Annotated in this window: 18 protein-coding genes; 12 read left to right on the forward strand and 6 right to left on the reverse strand. The window is 73.1% G+C overall.

Annotated elements, in window-relative coordinates:
• Position 1 precedes the first annotated feature (1 nt).
• Positions 2-805, reverse strand: coding sequence for a CDP-alcohol phosphatidyltransferase family protein (locus tag ACIBO1_RS14370; protein ID WP_396745770.1), 804 nt, complete (start codon positions 803-805; stop codon positions 2-4).
• A 94-nt stretch (positions 806-899) separates the two neighbouring features.
• Here ACIBO1_RS14370 and ACIBO1_RS14375 point away from each other — a divergent pair, with 94 nt between their 5' ends.
• From ACIBO1_RS14375 to ACIBO1_RS14405, 7 genes are all read left to right on the forward strand, one after another.
• Entirely contained in the window at positions 900-1,880 is a 981-nt protein-coding gene (locus ACIBO1_RS14375) for a zinc-binding alcohol dehydrogenase (RefSeq protein WP_396745773.1), read from the forward strand.
• Between the two features lie 3 nt (positions 1,881-1,883).
• The gene (locus ACIBO1_RS14380; RefSeq protein WP_396745776.1) at positions 1,884-2,300 is read left to right on the forward strand and encodes a 6-pyruvoyl trahydropterin synthase family protein; all 417 of its coding nucleotides are present in this window, start codon (positions 1,884-1,886) and stop codon (positions 2,298-2,300) included.
• A 121-nt stretch (positions 2,301-2,421) separates the two neighbouring features.
• Positions 2,422-3,459 carry a glycosyltransferase family 4 protein gene (locus tag ACIBO1_RS14385; RefSeq protein ID WP_396746121.1) on the forward strand — a complete coding sequence of 346 codons (1,038 nt, stop codon included), beginning with the start codon at positions 2,422-2,424 and terminating at the stop codon, positions 3,457-3,459.
• Positions 3,456-4,292, forward strand: coding sequence for an SAM-dependent methyltransferase (locus ACIBO1_RS14390; protein ID WP_396745779.1), 837 nt, complete (start codon positions 3,456-3,458; stop codon positions 4,290-4,292). Before ACIBO1_RS14385 ends, ACIBO1_RS14390 begins: the two co-directional genes overlap by 4 nt.
• A gap of 62 nt (positions 4,293-4,354) precedes the next feature.
• Positions 4,355-5,317: a lysylphosphatidylglycerol synthase domain-containing protein gene (locus tag ACIBO1_RS14395; RefSeq protein WP_396745782.1), complete on the forward strand. Its 963-nt coding sequence runs from the start codon at positions 4,355-4,357 to the stop codon at positions 5,315-5,317.
• An 11-nt stretch (positions 5,318-5,328) separates the two neighbouring features.
• Positions 5,329-5,961 (forward strand): GTP cyclohydrolase II, encoded by a 633-nt coding sequence (gene ribA / locus ACIBO1_RS14400; protein WP_350694214.1) that lies wholly within the window; start codon positions 5,329-5,331, stop codon positions 5,959-5,961.
• A complete protein-coding gene (locus tag ACIBO1_RS14405) occupies positions 5,958-6,665 on the forward strand; it encodes a RibD family protein (protein ID WP_396745785.1) in 708 nt (235 codons plus the stop codon). The genes ribA and ACIBO1_RS14405 overlap by 4 nt, the downstream gene beginning before the upstream one ends.
• A gap of 254 nt (positions 6,666-6,919) precedes the next feature.
• On the opposite strand, the gene ACIBO1_RS14410 is transcribed toward ACIBO1_RS14405, so the two are convergent.
• Together ACIBO1_RS14410 and ACIBO1_RS14415 are read right to left on the reverse strand one after the other, a co-directional pair.
• Positions 6,920-7,495, reverse strand: a complete 576-nt coding sequence (locus ACIBO1_RS14410; RefSeq protein WP_396745787.1) for a GNAT family N-acetyltransferase — start codon at positions 7,493-7,495, stop codon at positions 6,920-6,922.
• Positions 7,488-9,563 (reverse strand): penicillin acylase family protein, encoded by a 2,076-nt coding sequence (locus ACIBO1_RS14415; protein ID WP_396745790.1) that lies wholly within the window; start codon positions 9,561-9,563, stop codon positions 7,488-7,490. The genes ACIBO1_RS14410 and ACIBO1_RS14415 overlap by 8 nt, the downstream gene beginning before the upstream one ends.
• 550 nt (positions 9,564-10,113) lie before the next feature.
• On the opposite strand from ACIBO1_RS14415, the gene ACIBO1_RS14420 reads away from it, so the two are divergent.
• The 4 genes from ACIBO1_RS14420 to ACIBO1_RS14435 are packed head-to-tail and all read left to right on the forward strand — an operon-like array spanning position 10,114 to position 15,377.
• Positions 10,114-11,664 (forward strand): pyridoxal phosphate-dependent decarboxylase family protein, encoded by a 1,551-nt coding sequence (locus tag ACIBO1_RS14420; protein ID WP_396745793.1) that lies wholly within the window; start codon positions 10,114-10,116, stop codon positions 11,662-11,664.
• 34 nt (positions 11,665-11,698) lie between these two features.
• Positions 11,699-12,979 carry a lysine N(6)-hydroxylase/L-ornithine N(5)-oxygenase family protein gene (locus tag ACIBO1_RS14425; protein ID WP_396745796.1) on the forward strand — a complete coding sequence of 427 codons (1,281 nt, stop codon included), beginning with the start codon at positions 11,699-11,701 and terminating at the stop codon, positions 12,977-12,979.
• 5 nt (positions 12,980-12,984) lie between these two features.
• A complete protein-coding gene (locus ACIBO1_RS14430; protein WP_396746124.1) occupies positions 12,985-13,554 on the forward strand; it encodes a GNAT family N-acetyltransferase in 570 nt (189 codons plus the stop codon).
• Positions 13,551-15,377 carry an IucA/IucC family protein gene (locus ACIBO1_RS14435; RefSeq protein ID WP_396745799.1) on the forward strand — a complete coding sequence of 609 codons (1,827 nt, stop codon included), beginning with the start codon at positions 13,551-13,553 and terminating at the stop codon, positions 15,375-15,377. Before ACIBO1_RS14430 ends, ACIBO1_RS14435 begins: the two co-directional genes overlap by 4 nt.
• A 111-nt stretch (positions 15,378-15,488) precedes the next feature.
• On the opposite strand, the gene ACIBO1_RS14440 is transcribed toward ACIBO1_RS14435, so the two are convergent.
• Positions 15,489-16,082, reverse strand: coding sequence for a TetR/AcrR family transcriptional regulator (locus tag ACIBO1_RS14440; RefSeq protein ID WP_396745802.1), 594 nt, complete (start codon positions 16,080-16,082; stop codon positions 15,489-15,491).
• 62 nt (positions 16,083-16,144) lie between these two features.
• On the opposite strand from ACIBO1_RS14440, the gene ACIBO1_RS14445 reads away from it, so the two are divergent.
• Positions 16,145-16,873: a lysostaphin resistance A-like protein gene (locus ACIBO1_RS14445; protein ID WP_396745804.1), complete on the forward strand. Its 729-nt coding sequence runs from the start codon at positions 16,145-16,147 to the stop codon at positions 16,871-16,873.
• Here the strand turns inward: ACIBO1_RS14445 and ACIBO1_RS14450 are convergent.
• Both ACIBO1_RS14450 and ACIBO1_RS14455 read right to left on the reverse strand, forming a co-directional pair.
• A complete protein-coding gene (locus ACIBO1_RS14450) occupies positions 16,870-17,874 on the reverse strand; it encodes a phosphotransferase (RefSeq protein WP_396745807.1) in 1,005 nt (334 codons plus the stop codon). The two genes, ACIBO1_RS14445 and ACIBO1_RS14450, sit on opposite strands and share 4 nt — an antisense overlap.
• A gap of 34 nt (positions 17,875-17,908) precedes the next feature.
• Entirely contained in the window at positions 17,909-20,617 is a 2,709-nt protein-coding gene (locus ACIBO1_RS14455; RefSeq protein WP_396745810.1) for a hypothetical protein, read from the reverse strand.
• Positions 20,618-20,635: the final 18 nt, after the last annotated feature.

Consider the following 20,635-nt stretch of genomic DNA (forward strand, 5'->3'; position numbering starts at 1 on the left):
GTCAGCGCAGCGACAGGACAGGCGCGGGCGGCATGTCGCGGTCCTCGATCCGGTCGACCCGGCGGGCGACGACCGGTGCCGGCAGGACCACCACCGCGGGTACGACCCGAGGCGCGCGTTGCCGCCACAGCCACCCGACGTCCCGCCCGAACGACTCGACCAGCATGCCGAGCGCCGCGACCAGCACGAGGGTGGTCAACGGCCCGGGCAGCACCTGGGACGCGGCGACGGCGAGCATGATCCCTTGGACCGCGGCGACCACCTTACGCCAGTACCGCGGCGGCAGTTGCCGGTCCATCCAGGGCAGTGCCCAGCTCGCAACCAGGAAGGCGTACCTCATCAGGCCGATGGCGAGCACCCACACCCCGACCGACGGGACGACGTAGAAGCTCAGCATCAGCACCAGGAACGAGTCGACCTCCATGTCGAAGCGGGCGCCGAGCGCGCTGGCCGTGCCGGTGCGGCGGGCCACCTTGCCGTCGACGGCGTCCAGGGCCAGCGCCACCACGGTCATCGTGACCAGCACCACCACCGGTGCCGGACGGCCGGCGATCAGCGCGTCGGCGATCAGCGCGGTCACCCCGCCGACCAGCAGCCCCCGGCCCATGGTCACCCAGTCGGCCGGTCCGAGCCGGTCCGAGCCGGATCGGCGCAGGCCATGGACGAGAACCGCGCAGGTCACCGTGCCGTACGCGAGCCCGGCCACCCAGCCGGCGACCCCCAGACCGACGGTCGCGGCGAGCCCCGCCAGCAGGACGATCTGAACGATCAGCCCGATTTGCGGACCGGTTCGAACTGTGGACACCGTGCCTCCGTGTTTATGATCGACGACCCCTGTCAGAGATGTACGGAAAACATGACGGATCGGTTCGGTCCGGACCCAGGCAAAGGAGAACTCGGTGACCCGAACGGCTCGCGCCTTCTGGCTCACCCTGCCAGGCCAGGGTGAGATCCGCTCGGTGGGGCTCCCGGCACCCGGCCCGGAAGAGGTGCTGGTCCGGGCACTTTTCTCGGGCGTCAGCCGGGGTACCGAGACGCTCGTGTTCACCGGCGCGGTACCCGAGAGCCAGTACGACACCATGCGCGCCCCGTTCCAGGAAGGCGACTTCCCGGCCCCGGTCAAGTACGGCTACCTGAGCGTCGGCACCGTCGAGCAGGGGCCGGAGAATCTGCGCGGACGGACGGTGTTCTGCCTGCACCCGCACCAGAGCGCGTACGTCGTGCCGGCCAGGGCGGTCACCGTCGTACCGCCGGACGTGCCGGCGGCCCGTGCGGTGCTGGCCGGCACCGTGGAGACCGCAGTCAACGCGCTCTGGGACGCGCCGCCGCTGGTCGGCGACCGGGTCACCGTGATCGGCGGTGGGATGGTCGGCTGCGCGGTGACCGCCCTGCTGGCCCGTTTCCCCGGGGTACGGGTGGAACTCGTCGACACCGACCCGAGCCGCGCCGACGTGGCCGCCGCGCTGGGTGTGGACTTCGCCACGCCGGAGACCGCCACCGGGGGACGTGACCTCGTGGTGCACGCCAGCGCCACCGCCGCCGGGCTGCAACGCGGCCTGGACCTGCTCGCGCCCGAGGGCACGGTGCTCGAACTGAGCTGGTACGGCGACCGCGAGGTGCAGCTCTCGCTCGGTGGTGCGTTCCACTCGGGACGACTCACCGTCCGCAGCAGCCAGGTCGGCATGGTCGCCCCCGCCCGGCGCAGCAGCCGCAGCTACGCCGACCGGATGGCCCTCGCGCTCGACCTGCTCGCCGACCCGGCGTTCGACGCGTTGATCACCGGTCGGTCGCCGTTCCCGGAACTGCCCGACGTCCTGCACCGCCTGAGCGAGGGCAGCCTGCCCGCGCTCTGTCATCTCATCACCTACGACGGGGAGTGAACCGTGTTCAGCGTGACCGTCCGTGACCACATCATGGTCGCCCACAGTTTCCGGGGCGAGGTCTTCGGCCCCGCCCAACGGCTGCACGGCGCGACGTTCGTGGTCGACGCCACCTTCCGCCGCCCCGACCTCGACGCCGACGGCATCGTGGTCGACATCGGACTCGCCACCGAGCAGCTCAAGGCCGTACTCGGCGAGCTGAACTACCGCAACCTCGACGACGAGCCGGCCTTCGCCGGCACGAACACCACCACCGAGGTGCTGGCCAAGACCATCGCCGACCGGCTCGCCGACGGGGTGGCCTCCGGCGCGCTCGGCGCGGGCGCGCACGGGCTGACCGGGATCACCGTCACCCTGCACGAGTCGCACGTGGCGTGGGCCGCCTACGAGCGGTCGTTGCCGGGCGGCGGCGCCGCCTGACGTGCTCGTACCGCATACGCCTCCGTCGGGCGACCAGGATCACGTGCCGGTCCTGCACGTGATCCTGCCCGGCGACTCCCACGTGCCGGTCCTGCACGTGATCCTGCCCGGCGACTCCCACGTGCCGGTCCTGCACGTGATCCTGCCCGGCGACATCGACGACCCGGCCTCACCCAGCGGCGGCAACGGCTACGACCGGCGCGTCTGCGCCGGTCTGGCCGCCGCCGGCTGGCCGGTCCGCGAACACGCCCTGCCCGGGGGATGGCCGCAGCCGTCGCCGACCGAGCACGCCGCGCTGGCCGAGGTGCTGGCCGGGCTGCCCGACGGCGCGCCGGTGCTGATCGACGGACTCGTCGCCTCGGTGGTCCCGGACGCGCTCGCGGCGCACGCCCGGCGGCTGCGACTGGTCCCGCTGGTGCACCTGCCCCGCGACGACGACGCCGAGGCCCGGGCGCTCGCGGCGGCCACCACCGTCGTCGCCACCAGCGCCTGGACCCGCGACCGGCTGCTGGACCGGTACGCGTTGCCCGCCGACCGGGTGCACGTGGCCGTGCCCGGGGTCGACCCGGCTCCGCCCGCGCCCGGCTCGCCGGAGGGCTCGGCGCTGCTCTGTGTCGCGGCCGTCGCCACGCACAAGGGCCACGACGTGCTGGTCGAGGCGCTCGCGGCGGTCGCCGACCGGAGTTGGACGCTGACCTGCGCCGGACCGCTGCACCGGGACCCACCCTTCGTCGACCGGCTGCGGGCCCGGCTCGCCGAGCACCGCCTCGTCGACCGGGTACGCCTGACCGGCCCGCTGACCGGCGACCGGCTCGCCGCCGCGTACGCCGCCGCTGATCTGCTGGTGCACCCGTCCCGGGGCGAGACGTACGGGATGGTGGTGACCGAGGCGCTGGCCCGGGGCGTGCCGGTGCTGGCCTCGGCCGTCGGCGGGCTACCCGACGCCCTCGGTCACGCCCCTGACGGCGTACGGCCGGGGCTGCTGGTGCCGCCGGAGGACCCGCAGGCGCTGGCCGAGGCGCTGCGGCACTGGCTGGACGACGCAGCCCTGCGGGCACGCCTGCGCGAGGCCGCCCTGCGGCGTCGGGACACGCTCGACGACTGGACGGCCACCACCACCCGGATCACCACCGCCCTCAAGGAGGCATTGGCGTCATGAACGAGCGTCAGCCCTATTCGCTTCCGCCGGGCTTCGCGCAGTGGCTCTCGCTGCGCGAACCCGCCGACGTGGCGGCCCGGTCGACGGAGTTGGTCGACGCGGTCCGGGCCACCCTGACCGACGACGGCCCGTACCTCGTGCGCGACCTCGGCGCCGGCACCGGCTCGCTGGGCCGCTGGCTGGCCCCGCTGCTGCCCGGCCCCCAGCAGTGGGTGCTGCACGACCAGGACCTGGACCTGCTCGCCCGGGCCTGCGCGGACATGCCCACCACGGCGGCCGACGGCAGCGCGGTCACGGTACGCGCCGAGGCGGGGGACCTGACCCGGCTGACCGCCGACGACCTGGCCGACACCGCCCTGGTCACCGCGTCGGCGCTGCTCGACATGCTGACCGCCGAGGAGGTCGACCGCATCGTGGCGGCCTGTGTCGAGGCCGGCACCCGGACGCTGTTCCTGATCTCGGTGAGCGGCGGGGTGCGCCTGACCCCGTCCGATCCGCTGGACGACGAGGTCGCGGAGGCGTTCAACGCCCACCAGCGGCGGGCCGTGGCGGGCCGGCATCTGCTCGGCCCGGACGCGGTCGAGGCCTGCACCGCCGCCTTCGCCCGGCACGGGGTGCCGGTGCGGGTGCAGCCCAGCCCGTGGCGGCTCGGGCCGGAGCAGGCCGACCTCGCCGGGCAGTGGTTCGCCGGCTGGCTGGAGGCCGCCCGCGAGCAGCGTCCCGAGTTGGTCGACCGCACCGCCGAGTACGAGCGTCGTCGGCACGAAGAGGCTAGAACCGGTCGTCTCGGGGTACAGGTCGATCACGTCGACCTGTTGGCGCTGTGCCATTGAACCGGTGGCCGGCCGGCTACGTGCGTACAGTCAGGGAAGATCGCCATGCCGGGGAGGCACGCGTGGGGGAGTTAGCTGGTGGCGCCGTGTCCACGGCCGCCCCGGCGGGTCGGTCGTTCTGGGCTTGGGCACGACTGGCGCTGGGGCTCGCCGTGATCGTCGGCCTGCTGCTGTGGCTGGGAACGGGACCGTTCCTGGCCGGGCTTCGGCTGATCGACGCTCCCGCGCTGGCTGCCGCACTCGCCATCGGCCTGTTCACCACGATCTGTGTCGCCTGGCGGTGGAGCCTGGTCGCCGGTGGTCTCGGCGTCGGGCTGCCTCTGCGGGAGGCGGTCGCGCACTGCTACCGGGCGATCTTCCTGAACGCCACCCTGCCCGGCGGGATCCTCGGCGACGTGCACCGGGCGGTACGCCACGGCCGCGACGTCGGTGACGTGGGACGCGGCATCCGGGCGGTGGTCTGGGAGCGCGTCGCCGGCCAGGTCGTGCTGGTGGCGGTCGCGGTGGTGCTGCTGTTCGTGTTCCCCTCGCCGGTGCGTCCGTACCTGCCGGTGGCGACCGCGGTGGCGGTCGCGGTGCTGGTCGGCGTGGTGCTGACGGCCCGGGTGCTGCCGCAGTCGGGCGCCACCCGGGTCACCCGCGCGATCGGTACGGCCGTCTCCGACGTGCGCAACGGCCTGCTGGGCCGACGCACCTGGCTGGGTGTGCTGATCGCCTCCGCGCTCGCGATCGGCGGACACCTGGCGACGTTCCTGCTCGCGGCGCGGACGGCGGGCTCCACGGCGCCGCTGGCCCTGCTGCTGCCGCTGACCCTGCTTGCCCTGCTCGCGATGGCCGTGCCGGCGAACGTCGCCGGTTTCGGCCCGCGCGAGGGGGTGGCCGCGTGGGCGTTCGCCGCCGCCGGCCTGACCGCCGCCGAGGGGGTGGCCGCGGCGACCGTGTACGGCGCTCTCGTGCTCGTCGCGAGCCTGCCCGGAGCGGCCGTGCTGCTGGCTCGACGTGTTCGTGTACCCGCCACCGTATGACGAGGAGACCCATGTCCGACTCACTGCCTCTCGCCACCATCCGGACGCAGGTCACCGTGCCGCTGCGGTTCCCCGACGGCTACGCCACCACCGCCCGGTTGTTCACCTTCGACGGCCTGGTCGACGGCCGGGAACACCTCGCGTTCGCCCTCGGCGACGCCGAACAGGGTGGGGCCGTGCCGCTGGTCCGCCCGCACAGCGAGTGCCTCACCGGCGACGTCTTCGGCAGCCAGCGCTGCGACTGCGGCCCGCAGTTGCGGGAGGCGGTGCAGCGGATCGCCGAGGTCGGCGGGTACCTGCTCTATCTGCGGCAGGAGGGCCGAGGCATCGGCCTGTACGCCAAACTCGACGCGTACGCGTTGCAGGACGCCGGGCTGGACACCTTCGAGGCCAACGTGGCCCTGGGGCACGAGGAGGACGAGCGCGACTACACGGTGGCCGCGCAGATGCTCGTCGCGCTCGGCGTCGGGCCGATCGCGGTGCTCAGCAACAACCCGGAGAAGACCGAGCAACTGGGTCGCCTCGGGGTGACGGTCACCGAGCAGGTGCCCACTGGTGTCTTCCTCTCCCCGGCCAACGCCGACTACCTCGCGGCCAAGGCCAGCCGCGCCGCCCGCACCGCCGATCTCCCCTTCGTCCGGTGACCGGCCCGGCGACGGCGCAGCGCCCGTACGTGCTGCTGAGCTGCGCGACCTCGATCGACGGCTACATCGACGACGCCACCGAGGAGCGGCTGCTGCTCTCCAACGACGCGGACCTCGATCGGGTCGACGCGGTCCGCGCCGACTGCGACGCGATCCTGGTCGGCGCCGGTACGGTCCGCCGGGACGACCCCCGGTTGCTGGTCCGCTGCGACCGGCGCCGGGCCGACCGGGTGGCCCGGGGCCTGCCCGAGTCCCCGACCCGGGTGACCCTGACCGGCTGCGGCGACCTGGACCCGACTGCCCGGTTCTTCACCGTCGGCGACACCGACCGGATCGTCTACTGCGCCAGCGAGGCGTTGGAGAAGACCCGGCACCGCCTCGGTGACCTGGCCACGGTGGTCGACGCCGGTGACCCGATCGACCTGTCCCGGGCGCTGGCCGATCTCGCCGACCGGGGAGTCCGCCGGCTGCTGGTGGAGGGCGGCGCGGTGGTGCACGGCCAGTTCCTCGCCGCCGGGCTCGCCGACGAGCTGCACCTGGTGGTGGCGCCGTTCTTCGTGGGGGACCGGCGGGCACCCCGGTTCGTCGGCGAGGGCCGGTTCCCCTGGCACCCTGGCCGGCGGGCCCAGGTGATGGAGGCGCGCCAGATCGGGGACGTGGTGCTGACCCGCTACGCCCTGTCAGAGCGCTGCCAGCCGGCCTGAGCCCGGACGCAGCTCTCGGTGCCGCGCCGCCCGCCCGACGGTGTCCCGGCCCGCCATCCGCCCCAGCAGTGAGGTTCTCGGCGCCTGTCGAGCTGATGGCGTAGACGGGTCGCTCCCGTTCGCCGTCCGAGCGTGCTCCGATGCGCTCAAGATCACGCTCGATCCAGGATCGAGTGGCATCGAGGCTGCGGGCTGACCACTCGATCCTGGATCGAGTGCGCGACCACACGGACGGGGCGGTGGTGAGCTGATGGTCAGATGCGACGCCCGTCCGGGCCGGGCTGGTCATCGGGGCGGTCCAGGAACATCAGGCGGGCCTGCTTGTGTGGCAGGTCGATCAGTGGACCCTCGACGAAACCGGCCCGCCGGAGTCGGGCGATCGCCTTGTCGTTGCGGGCGTCCGGCTCCATGATCAGCCGCTGTTGGGCGGGGTCGGTGAAGACGAACGCGACGAACTCGGCGAGCAGCGTGCCGGTGAAGCCGGGCTCGGGGCGTACCGGGGTGCCGATCAGCAGGTGGCCGCCGTAGTCGCCGGGGCGTACCGGGTAGCACTCGCCGACCGGGTCGTGCTCGGGCTGGTAGCCCTGGAACAGCGCCACCGGCTGCCCGTCGCGCAGGGTGAGGTACGCGTGGTGGCTGGGCAGCGAGTCGACGTACCGGTAGACCTCCACGACCCGGTCCCGGTCGGCGTCGCGCATGCCCCAGAAGCGGGCCCGGTCCTGGCTGACCCAGCCGTGGATGACGTCCGCGTCGGCCTCCGGGTCGACCGGCCGGAAGGTGACGGTGCCGAAACCGGGGACGTGTCGCTGGTGGTGGTGTGGGTCAGTCATCGTGCTCCTCGGTGAGGCGGTCCCAGTCGCAGGTCACCTCGACCAGTTCGCCACGCAACCAGTGGGCGAGCTGGTCGTCGCGGTGCTCTCCGGTGCCGGTGGCGCCGAGCGGCACCACCCAGCGGCTGTCCTCGCGGCGGGCCAGGTCCCACACGTACCGGGCGGCCGGTCCGCGCAGGCACAGGTCGGTGACGCCGGGGACGCTGGAGGTGGCCAGCACGCAGTCGCTGTCGCCGTGCAGTTCCGGACCGGGCCGAACGGCCGGGTCGGGCAGGGCCTGCCACGCCAGCAGCCGGTGCCGCTCACCCCACCGGCGGGTGTCGCCGGTGGCGGCGACCTCCTCGGCCGCCGCCCGCACCAGCGCGTCGCGGTCCACGCCGGGCAGGTCGGCGTGCAGCAGCGGGACGACCGCGTACCCGACCCGCGGCACCAACGCCAGCCAGGGGTGGAAGACCTCCGGGTAGGCCGGCGGCTCCGTCAGCGCGGCCAGCGCCGGATGGGCGGCGAGCCGCCGGGCCACCGCCGAGCGCAGGTCGGCGAAGGTCGCCGCGTCGACGCTGTCGGCGGCCATCCGGCGGTCCCAGGCCAGCAGCCGGGTCCGCAGGGCGTCGGCGTCGGCGCTGAGTCCGTCCAGGCCGGCCAGCACCGCGAGCAGCGGCTCGGCGCCGGCCAGGTGGGTGTCGGTGTGTACGGCGGCCATCTGCGCCGCGCGCCAGCCGGTGTCGGCGGTGAGCAGCGTACGGATCCGGTCGGCCCGGTACGGCGGGGCGAACTCCACACCGAGACCGGCGGAGATGCCCCGCTCGTTGGCCATCACCGCGACCCCGTCGACCGGGGACTCCGGGGTGTCGTGCCAGCCCTGCCAGGTGTGCTCGGCCGACCAGCCGGGCACCACCCGCAGCCCGTTGTCCGGGTGCCGTCGCGGCACCCGCCCGGCGACCCGGTGCAGCAGCCCACCGTCGGTGTCGGCGGCGAGCACTACGTTGACCGGCTCGACCCAGCCGTCCAGGGCGGCGTCCAGGTCGCCGACGGTACGCGCGCGCAGCAGCGCGGGCAGCACGGCGAAGCCGAGGTCACCGGTGACCCGGGGCGGGTGACGCAGGCTGACGGTCAGCTCGGGATCGTCGTCGGGTCCGCCGGAGACCACCGGCCCCCGCTCGGTCTCGATCACCTCGACCTCGACCGGGTCGGCGCCGGCCACCTCGATGGTCTCGACCTGCCGGAACGCCGGCCGCCACCCGTCCGGCCCGTACGCCTCGACCGCGTCCCCTCGGCGGCGCAGCCGCTCGGCGTACAGGTCCTGGTAGTCGGACATCGCGTTGGTGATGGCCCAGGCCACCGCACCGGCGTGCCCGAAGTGCGGCAGGCCCGGCACGCCGGGTACGGCGAACCCGAGCACGTCGTACTCCGGGCAGGCCAGGCGGATCTGCTGGTAGATGCCGGGCGCCTCGATGAACCGGTGCGGGTCACCGGCGATCAGGGGCGCGCCGGTGGCGGTGCGGTCCCCGGTGACCAGCCAGCCGTTGCTGCCGGAGGTCACCTGCCCGTCGACGGCGAAGAGGCGGGCCGCCGACGCACCGAGCCGCCGCGCCACGTGTTCGCGCCACAGCTTGGTGGGCAGCCCGGCGAAGAGCACGTGGTGGCCGAGCCAGACGGCCAGCGGTGTCCACGGCTGCCAGGTGCCGGGGGCCAGGCCGGTGGCGGCGAACTCGGGGGCCCGTGCCGCGCCCTCGGCGAGGCCGCTGTTGACGCCGTCGACGTACCGGCCGACCCACTCGGCGGTGGCCGGGTCGAGTGCCGCGTGGCAGCGGCGCGCGGTGTCGGAGAGCCGGACCTGCCGCGCGAACCGGTCCCAGGCGAGCGCGTCCGGGCCGAGGAAGGCGGCGCTGGTGCCCTGGGAGCGGTGGCGTTCCACCTCGATCTGCCAGGCCCGGTCCAGGGCGGTGACCCGACCCTGCGCGTAGGCCAGCGAGCCGGGGTCGTCGGCGCGCAGGTGCGGGATGCCGTAGCGGTCCCGGTAGCGGCGTCCACTGTGCGCGGAGGGTCCGGTCGTCCGCCGCTCGTCCACGGCGTAACCGTACCGGTGCGCAGGGGAGTGGCGGGGACCGGCGGTGGGGGAATCGGGTGGCGGCTCGATGGCGGACAGTGTGAGCTCCTGTGTGGTGCGAAACGCCGAGCGGGACTTGACAGTCGGTTAGGTTAGGTTAACCTAACCGCGGTTGTCCAAGGTCCTCTCGACCCTGATCGAAAGACGACGCGATGCCTCATCCCGTCTCCGTCCGCTTTTCCCCGTCCAGGGGCTCACTCGCCGCCGGCACTGCTGACGCAGTCGACGGGGCCGCCGGCCGTGATGGAGATGAGTCGCCAATCACTTTCGGTCTTCCGCGTGACGGTCACATCGGTCGACCTCGCTCCGCACCTGCCATTCGCGGCCTCGTGCCGACGGCCACCCCGCCCCCGGGTGCGCGACTGCTCGCCTGACGCCTCCGGGTGACCCGCGCCTCATCCCGCCGGTCGCCCCTGCCACCACCCTCCGAGACCGCAGCGCCCGCCGCTCGACGTACGAGCGGCGGGTTCCGGCTGCCCGAAACCCGATCCGCCGAGCGTGGAGGACGTCCATGACCCTGCCGGTGCACACCGCCGAGGCAACGCCGACCCGGCCGCCGAACGGGCCCACAACAGCCCGGGCCCACCTGTTCCACGCCGGCACAGTCGAGGAGTACCGGCGCGTCGTGGCGGCCGGCACCGAGCGGGTGGCCCGGCGGGTGGCCGAGGCGACCGGACCCTGCACCGGCGTACGCCCGGACGAGTTGGCGCCGCTGGTCGACGCGGTCGACCTGGACCGTCCGCTGGGTGACGCCACCGCCGCCCTGGACGAGCTGGAGGAGGTCTACCTGCGCGACGCGGTCTACTTCCACCACCCCCGCTACCTGGCCCACCTGAACTGCCCGGTGGTCCTCCCGGCGCTGCTCGGCGAGGCGGTGCTCAGCGCGGTGAACTCCTCGATGGACACCTGGGACCAGAGCGCCGGCGGCACCCTCATCGAACGGCGGCTGATCGACTGGACGGCCGGCCGGATCGGGTTCGGCCCGACCGCCGACGGGGTGTTCACCAGCGGCGGCACCCAGTCCAACCTGCACGCCCTGCTGCTGGCCCGGGAGGAGGCCCTGGCCGGAGCCACCCCGGCCGACCGACGCATCCTGCTGCCCCGACTGCGGATCATCGCGTCTGCGGCCGGTCACTTCAGCGTGCAGAAGGCGGCCAAGCTGCTCGGTCTGGCCCCCGACGCGATCGTGCTGGTGGAGACCGGCCCGGACCGGCGGATGCGGTCCGGCGCGGTCCGCCACGAGATCGCCCGCTGCCGCCGTGACGGCCTGCCGGTGATGGCGGTCGTGGCCACCGCCGGCACCACCGACTTCGGCACCATCGACCCGCTCGACGAGATCGCCGAGGTGTGCGCCACCGCCGGGGTGTGGCTGCACGTCGACGCCGCGTACGGCTGCGGGCTGTTGGTCTCGCCGACCCGCCGGCACCTGCTCGACGGCATCGAGCGGGCCGACTCGGTGACCGTCGACTACCACAAGTCCTTCTTCCAGCCGGTCAGCTCCAGCGCGGTGCTGGTCCGTGACGGGCGGACGCTGCGGCACGTGACCTGGCACGCCGACTACCTCAACCCGGCCCGGATGGTCGCCCAGCGCATCCCCAACCAGGTCGACAAGAGCATGCAGACCACCCGGCGCTTCGACGCCCTCAAGCTCTGGTTGACCCTGCGGGTGATGGGCCCGGATGCGGTCGGCGAGCTGTTCGACGAGGTCTGTGACCGGGCCGACGACGCCTTCGATCTGGTCGCCGCCGATCCCCGCTTCGAGGTGCTGACCCGCTCACCGCTGAGCACCGTGGTGTTCCGCTGGCTGCCCACCGGGCCGGGGCGGGACCTGGCCGACGCGGCCAACCTGCGGGCCCGGGAGGCGCTGGCCGCCTCCGGCCTGGCCGTCGTCGCGGGGACCAAGGTGGACGGTCGGCAGTACCTCAAGTTCACCGTTCTCAATCCGCACACCACGCGCGAGGATGTCGGGTACGTGCTGGACCTGATCGCCGAGCACGCCGGCCGGTACGTGCACGCCCACGCCGGCACGCCCGCCGTTGACCTGACCTGCCCGGTCGGCTGACATGCCGCCGGAGAACCCGAGCCTGGAGGGCCGGATGTCCAGCTACGACTTCATCGGGATCGGTCTCGGCCCGTACAACCTGGGCCTTGCCTGCCTGACCGCGCCGATCGCCGAGATCGACGGGCTGTTCCTGGAGGCCCGCGACGACGTGTCCTGGCACCCCGGGATGCTCCTGGAGTCCTCCCGCCTACAGACCCCGTTCATGGCCGACCTGGTGACCCTGGCCGACCCCACCTCGCCGTACTCCTTCCTCAGCTATCTCAAGGAGATCGGCCGGCTCTACCCGTTCTATATCCGGGAGAACTTCTATCCGCTGCGGGTGGAGTACGACGCGTACTGCCGGTGGGCCGCCGGGAAGCTGTCCAACCTGCGCTTCGGCCACCAGGTGACCGCCGTCGAGTACGACCCGGCCGACGACCGGTACGTGGTGACCGCCACCGTCGACGGCGACACCGTCTCGTATCGGGCCCGGCACGTGGTGCTCGGCACCGGCACCCCGCCGCACCTGCCGCCCGCGTGTGCCGGGCTGACCTCCGACGCGGTGCACAACTCGCGCTACCTGTCCAACCGGGACGCGTTGCGGGCCAAGCGGAGCATCACCGTGGTCGGCAGTGGGCAGAGCGCCGCCGAGATCTACCACGACCTGCTCGGCGACATCCACACGTACGGCTACCGGCTGAACTGGGTGACCCGCTCGCCCCGGTTCTTCCCGCTGGAGTACACCAAGCTCACCCTGGAGATGACCTCACCGGACTACGTGGACTACTTCCACGCGCTGCCCGAGGCGACCCGCTACCGGTTGGAGTCCGAGCAGAAGGGCCTGTTCAAGGGGATCTCCGCCGACCTGATCGACGGCATCTTCGACCTGCTCTACGCCACCACCGTGCACGGCCCGGTGGACACCCACCTGCTGACCAACACCGAGCTGACCGGGGTGAGCTACGACGAGGCCGCCGGGGTGCACACGCTCGCGTTGCGCCACGTCGAGCAGGAGCGCGACTTCACGCTGGAGAGCGAGGGGCTGGTGCTGGCCACCGGCTACCACTACCGGGTGCCGGCGTACCTGGACCCGATCCGGGACCGGCTGCGCTTCGACGGGCACGGGCGGCTCGACGTCGCCCGCAACTACAGCATCGACCAGACCGGGCGCGGCGTCTTCCTCCAGAACGGTGGTACGCACACGCACAGCATCACCTCGCCCGACCTGGGGATGGGCCCGTACCGCAACGCCTGGATCATCCGGGAGCTGCTCGGCCGGGAGCCGTACCCGATCGAGAAGTCGATCACGTTCCAGGAGTTCGGGGTGCCCGCGTGACCGAGATCGTCTTCACCCGCCACGATCCGGGGCTGGGCGAGTTCGCCCTGCGCACGCTCGACGTGGCCGCCGACGCGCCGCTGCTGCACCGCTGGGTCACCCACCCGAAGGCGGCGTTCTGGATGATGCAGGACGCCGATGTGGAGCGGGTCGCGACCGAGTACGGCGCTATCGCCGCCCACCCGCACCACGACGCGTACCTCGGGCTGTGGCGCGGCGAGCCGGCGTTCCTCGCCGAACGGTACGACCCGGCCCGGGTGGAGCTGGTCGGCCTTTACGACGCGCAGACCGGTGACGTCGGCATGCACTTCCTCTGCGCGCCCACCGACACCCCCGCGCACGGCTTCACCACCGCCGTGATCACCACCGTGATGGCCTGGCTCTTCACCGACCCCGCCACCCGTCGGGTCGTGGTCGAGCCGGACGTGCGCAACACCGCCGTGCACGCGCTCAACGCGGCGGTCGGGTTCGAGGTGGTCGGCCCGATCGCCAAGCCGGAGAAGACGGCGCTGTTGAGCATCTGCACCCGGGAGCGGTTCGTCGCCGCGACCCGTAGCGAAGGAGCATCATCGTGACCACGCCCGCCTCGTCCGCACCGGTCGCGCACCTGCGTCCGCAGACCTGGGAGCGGGTCAACCGGCTGCTGGTGCGCAAGGCCCTCGCGGAGTTCACCCACGAGCGGCTGCTGACCCCCGAGCCGGTCGACCCGACCGCCGGGCCCGCCGACGCGCACGGCCGCCGGTGGTACGCGGTGACCGGCGACTCCGGCGCGGTGCGGTACCGCTTCGCGGCGCGGGTGCTGGCGTTGGAGCACTGGGACATCGACCCGGAGAGCATCACCCGGCACCGGGGCGACGAGTCGCTGCCGTTGGACGCCGTCGACCTCTGCCTGGAACTGCGTGACGCGCTGGGGCTCGCCGACCGGATCCTGCCCGTCTATCTGGAGGAGATCACCTCCACGTTGGCCGGTGCCGCGTACAAGCTGGACCGCGCGCTGCCGAGCGCCGCCGAGCTGGTCGAAGCCGACTTCCAGGTGATCGAGACGTCGATGACCGAGGGCCACCCGTGCTTCGTGGCCAACAACGGCCGGCTCGGCTTCGGCGTCGACGAGTACCACCGGTACGCCCCGGAGGCCGCCCGGCCGGTCCGGCTCGTCTGGGTGGCCGCGCACCGCGACCACGCCCGCTTCACCAGCGCCGCCGACCTGGAGTACGCGAGCTTCCTGCGGGCGGAGCTGGGCGAGGCGACCCTGGCCCGGTTCGCCGACACGATGCGTGAACTCGGTCTGGACCTGGACGACTACCTGCTCATGCCGGTGCACCCGTGGCAGTGGTGGAACAAGACGTCGGTGACCTTCGCCGGTGAGGTGGCCCGCCGCCGCCTGGTGCACCTCGGCGAGGGGCCGGACGAATACCTCGCCCAGCAGTCCATCCGGACCTTCTTCAACGTCAGCGCGCCGCAGCAGCACTACGTGAAGACCGCGCTGTCGGTGCTGAACATGGGCTTCATGCGGGGACTGTCGGCCGCGTACATGGAGGCCACCCCGGCGATCAACGACTGGCTCGCGGAGCTGGTCGCCGGGGACGCGGTGTTCGGCGCCACCGGCCTGACCATCCTGCGGGAGCGGGCCGCCGTCGGCTACCGGCACCGGCAGTACGAGGCGGCCACCGACCGCTACTCGCCGTACCGCAAGATGCTGGCCGCACTCTGGCGGGAGAGTCCGGTGCCCGGCCTCGCCCCCGGCGAACGGCTGGCCACCATGGCGTCGCTGCTGCACGTGGACGCCGACGGCCGCTCGTTCGCCGCCGAACTCGTCGCCTCCTCGAAGCTGGCGCCGACCGAGTGGCTGCGCCGCTACCTGAACGCCTACCTGACCCCGCTGCTGCACGCCTTCTACGCCTACGACCTGGCCTTCATGCCGCACGGCGAGAACGTCATCATGGTGCTGCGCGACGGCGCGGTCGAACGGGTGATCTTCAAGGACATCGCCGAGGAGATCGTGGTGATGAGCGCCGACGCGGAGCTGCCGGCGACCGTGGAGCGCATCCGGGCCGACATCCCGGAGGACATGAAGCTGCTCTCCATCTTCACCGACGTCTTCGACTGCTTCTTCCGCTTCCTCAGCGCCACGCTCGTCGCGCAGGGCGTGGTGGACGAGGAGACGTTCTGGCGGGCGGTCGCCGACTGCGCCACCGCGTACGCCGACCAGGTCCCGCACCTGGCCGACCGGCTGGCCCGCTACGACCTGTTCGCCCCGGAGTTCGCGCTGTCCTGCCTCAACCGGCTGCAACTGCGCGACAACCAGCAGATGGTCGACCTCTCCGACCCGTCGGCCGCCCTGCAACTCGTCGGCGCCCTGCCCAACCCGCTGGCCCCCTTCGCGCCCGCCGCCCGGTGAGTCGCCGACCCGCCCTGCCTGACGGCGGCCGGGCGGGTGGCGTTCGCGGTGTGGTGGCGAGGCCGGGCGTCTCGCCGTCGAGCGTGGGCACGGCGGGACCGGGTGCCGCCGTCAATCGTCTGCCGGCGCGAGTCGGGCGAGGTGCGTGTCGATCTCCGTGTGGGCGTCGGCGGTGCTCAGGCCGGTGGTCAGGATCCGGACCGTGAGGCCGTCGGTCAGGGTGGTCAGCGCGGCGGCCTCGGCGTGCGGGTCGACGTGGGCGCCGAGGTCGCCGTCGGCCCGGCCACGGGTGAACAGCCGTTCGAGGTTGGCCCGCAGGGCTGCCTCGCTCGTGGCGAGGATCTCCGCTATCTGCGCGTCGACCAGCGCCTCGGCGGTCAGGACGAGCCAGACCCGGGCCTCGAAGGTCCGCTCGTCGTCCAGCGGGACGATCTCGCACGCCGCCTGCCGGAGGACGTCCACGGTGATAGCGTCCGCCGGGATCGTCTGCGCCCGCCGGGTCACCCGCTCGGCGAGGTGCGCGATGGCCGCCTGCACCATGCGTTCCCTGGTCGGCAGGTAATGCTGGGCGGTCGCCAGCGCCATGCCGGCCTCGGTGGCGACCGCCCGGACGGTCATCCCGACCGAGCCCGAGCGGGCGAGCACCGTGCAGGCGGCGGCACCGAGATGCCGCCGCCGCTCCTCGTGATCCACAAGCTTCGGCACGCCCTTGATCATAGATGATCGGTCATTTGACCGATATAGGTCAGCGACCTAATCTAGCGCTCATGAGCAGTTCCGCACCGGGCCGTACCACCCCGATCACGCACGCCCCTCGATTCACCTACCTCGACATGGCCCTGGTGTTCCTCGTCGGCATCGGTCTGGCCAACTCGGCCGTGGCGGACTTCCTGGCACAGGGACCGGCCCGGCTGGGCATGTCCGAGATGGCGGCCACGAGCATCGCCTGGGTCCTGATCAACGGCACCCAGTTGGCCGTCGGCCTGCTGGTCACCTGGCACCGCTTCGGCGCGATCCGCCGACCGCTGCTGCTGGTGCGCCCCGACCGGGGCCAGCTCGGCGCCGCCGCCGGATGGGGCCTGGCCAAGGCCGCGCTGACCCTCGGTCTGCTGCTGGTGCTGCCCACCGCGCTCACCGAGGGCGGCGGTGGAGAGGGCGGCTACCCCGCCGGGAGCCTCCTGGCGCAGTTCACCTTCGCGTTCGCCTTCGGCGCCGTCGCCTCACCCGTCTACGAGGAGGTCCTCTACCGGGGCGTCTTCTTCCGCGGACTGGCGGCCCGGATGCCCGCCGTCGCCGCCGTCGTCCTCTCCGCGGCCTTCTTCGCCGTGGCGCACCTGCCCCGGGTCTTCAACACCATCAGCGCGCTCGTCGCCGGGCTCATCTTCGCCTGGCTCCTGCACCGGTACCGCAACCTCTGGGTGCCGATCCTGGCCCACGGGGTCAGCAACGGCACCCTGGTCGTGCTGGCCTTCGCCGTCGAGGCCACCGCAGGTTAGTCGTCCGACAGGTCGGCCAGGTCACGCGCCACCAGGCCGGCCAGCAGCGTGTGCCGCCCCGGGTCGTTGTCGGGCGTGATGCCCCGGCTCGGCATCTCCACCGTCATCAGCAGGTGCAGGTGCATCCGGTACAACGCCAGCCGGCGGCGTACCCCGTCGTCGAAGACCAGTGGCGTGCCGGTGGCGTCGGCGTAGCCGCGCAGGAACGGATGTGTCGGCTCGTCCTCGGCCCGCCGGAACAGCAGCGGCGAGACCAGGTCCAGCAGCGGGTCGCCGTAGAGGAACCGTTCGCCGTCCACCAGCCCGCACATCCGGTACGCGCCGGTGTCGTCCGGCGCGGCCAGCACGTTGCCGTCCCAGCAGTCGAAGTGCAGCAGCGCCGGGCGGCGTACCTCGTCGAGCAGGTCAGCGTGCCGGGCCACCAGCGCACGGAACCGCTCCGGCGGGGCGGGCAGCGCGATGTCCCAGTCGGCGGCGTCGGCGAGCAGGTCATCGATGATCGCCGTGAACGCCGTCCGCCACGTCGATCCGCCGCTGCGGCCCGCGTCGTAGCCGAACCGGTCGCCGGTGATCCGGTGCACGGCCGCCGTCGCCGCGCCCAGGTCGGCGCGGGCCGGTGCGTCGTCGACGTCCAGGTCGGGCAGGGCGCGTCCGGGCAGCCGGCTGGTGACCAGCCACTCGCCGAGGCGCGGGTGCACCCCGTGGTGCAGCACGGTCGGCACCGGCACCGTCGGTGCGCCGGTGGCGACCAGCCGGAAGTAGCGGGCCTCGGCGGCGAGCAGTCCGGTCTCGTACCGCAGCAGCCGCGCGGTGGGCGGCGGGCCCACCTTGAGCACGGCCTGGCGGTCGTCGTCGAGGTGGACCCGCCACACGGTGGCGAAGCCGCCGCCGGTCAGCGGCGCACAGTCGCGGACCTTCCGGTCGGGGCCGAACGAGGCCCGGACGTAGTCGGCCACGTCGTCGGCGGTGAGGACCTGCTGGGTGGGGCTGAGCGGCGGCACCGGACCAGGGTATGCGTCCGGTGCCGCCCACCGGTCAGCCGCCGGTCACCACTCCGGTCAGCACCACGTCCACGATCGGCCCGTCCTCGGGCTCGGCGAAGGACAGCTCGATCCACTCGTCCGGCTCGGTCACCGAGTCGGCGATCGTCGGCACGATGACCTGACCGACGCCGGTCTCGGCCGGAATCACCAGGTACGGCGTCAGCCAGGTCTGCGACAGCGACCGTTCCGGCTGCACCGGCTCGAACGCGTTGTCGGTGAACCAGTCCGGGTCGACGTCCAGGGTGGACAACTCCGGTCCGGCGCTGGGCGCCTGCGGCCAGGTCGACAGGAACAGCCCCTGCTCGGTCGGCTCGGAGGCCGAGAAGTGCCAGCTCAACAGTTCGCCCTCGGCGACGCGCACCTCGCGGGACTCGACGGTGAGCACCGGCACCGGGTCGTCGTTGCGGACGTCGAGTCCACCGACGTAGTCGCCGACCACCACGCCCCGGTCCGTCTTGACGGACAACGTGTACTGCTCGGTGTAGTTCCACAGTGTGTCACCGAGCACCTCGACCGGCACCGGGATGCGGCGCTGGCCCGGCCGCACGGTGGCCGTCCAGATGCGCGTCTCGAGGGTCACCGGGTCGAGCAGGTACAGCCGGACCGCGCCGCTGCCGCGTCCGGTCAACGACACCGGGATCTCGTGCGTCCGGGTGCCGGAGTCGCCCTCGGACACCTGGAGGGTGCCGACGTCGAGGCGGGGCAGGCGGGCCGGGCGTGGGTCGGGCGTGCCCGGCGCCCATCCCCACGCGTCGAGCAGCCAGGCGCTGCCGGTCGCGCTGCGCGGGGTGATCTCGATCGCGGCGAGCCGGGTGGGGGCGCCCTTCAGCGGTACCCGCACCTCCTGCGCCCAGTACGAGGTCGTGTACCCGGTCCCGGGCAGGCCGTCGAGCCGGACCTCACCGAGCCGGGTGCGCCGTCCGTCGGTGCCGACGACCGAGACGTCCCACCGGTTGTCGGTGGTGTTCGGCGGAACGATGACGCGGAGCGCCAGGTCCCGGGCACCGGCGACGGAGACCGGCCGTGCCGGTGCCAACCGGATCGGGGTGCCGGCGCGGGACCAGGTCAGCTCGGCCGCGTATCGGTCGGCGTCGGGCACGGTCCAGCGGAACGGCACGAAGTGCGCGAACTGGGCGTTGCGGTCGTCCAGATCGAGGCAGGACCGCTGCGGATCGTCGGTGACCTGGTCGCAGAGGCGGGCCCCGCCGGAGAGCGTGGTCGACGGGTCCGGCGTCAGGACCGGCGTGCGGTTGCCGCCGAGCGCGTGACTGAGCACCCGGGCCGGGTCGGCCGAGGGGGCGCGTCGGCCACTGCCGTCGAGCAGCGGTCGGACCCGGTCGTCGCCCGCGACGAAGAGCCGTGCGGCGGCGGCGACGTACGTGGCGCCAACGGTCTGCTGCTGCGCGGCGGTGAGCCGGGTCGGGGTGCCGGGGTCACAGACGGGGTCCGGTCCGCCGTCGTCGGTGAAGAAGTCGTCCCACGACGGGGCCACCGCCTGTCCGGGCGTCCATTCCGTGTTGAAGTAGTTGTGGTTGGCGCCGATGACGTAGAGCGCGCTGTGCAGGGCGCGGCCGGAGCTGACGCCGCGTGTGCCGTCCACGAACATCTGGCCCTCAAGGTCGAGAACGTCACCGTCGCAGCCGGGCAGGATCGTCGCCGACGGGACGTCCGGCACCGGGTTGTGCCCGGCCATGGTCGGACCGATCAGCAGCAGACCGCGTACGGTCCAGCGGACCCGGCCCGAGTAGCCGTCGACGGCGGCCGGCGGCGGGGTGAGTGAGTCCATCGCGGCGCGGTTGACTCCCTCGCCGCCCCGGGAGTGACCCACCAGGAGCACCCGGGACAGGTCGGCGCGGGGTGCCGCGCGCACGATGTCCGGCGCGGTGGCGCGGCCGGCACCGGCCCAGTCGGCCCACTTCGCCAGGTGCAGCCGGATCAGGGAGGAGCGGGCCTGGGCGCCGCCGTCCTCAAGGGCCCAGTCCTGGCCGTTGATCCCGTTGGCCGAGAGGGAGACCGTCAGGTAGCCCTGCGAGGCGAGCAGCCGCTGCGCCTGGAGGTAGCCCCGGTGGCTGGGGATCGGTTCGGTGCCGTCCGGGCAGGGCCACTGGAGGAACAGATCGTCGGCACCGCTCTGGTAGCAGTTCGTGTGGCGGCCGTGCAGGAACACCGCGAGCGGTCGGGCACCGGAGGCCCCCTGCGGCGCGACCACCACCGCGCGCATCTCCACCTTCTCCGGGAAGTCCGGCAGCGTGACGGCGGGCAGGTCGTACTCGCCGGTGATCTGTGCGTGGGGTCCGGGGACGCCGGGATCGACGGCGGCGGCGGGCTGCGGAGCGGGTACGGCGGCGACCGGCCCCGACCGGCGGGCGGCCGGTGGAGCCTCCCCGTCGAGCCGTCGGCTGCCGGCCCGCACGCTGAGCTGGTCGGGTTCGATCGACCCGGTCAGCGGCAGGCTGAACGTACGTCCGTCCGGGTGCGGGCGGGCGGAGCCGAGCCGCCGGTCGCCGGACCAGAACTCGACCGCGGCGCCACCGACCGGCACCCGGGTGCTCGAACGCCAGGTCAGCTCGCCGCCGGCCATCGACCAGCCGGTGGCGGCCGGCCGGGGCGCGGGGCTGCCCGGAGAAGCAGCCACCGCCGGCCCGGTGGCGCCGGCCACCATCGCCACGGCGAGCGCGGCGGAGATCAGTAATCTACGCATGACACTACGTCTATCTCA

This window comes from Micromonospora sp. NPDC049903 (genome assembly GCF_044460945.1).
Taxonomy (GTDB): domain Bacteria; phylum Actinomycetota; class Actinomycetes; order Mycobacteriales; family Micromonosporaceae; genus Micromonospora.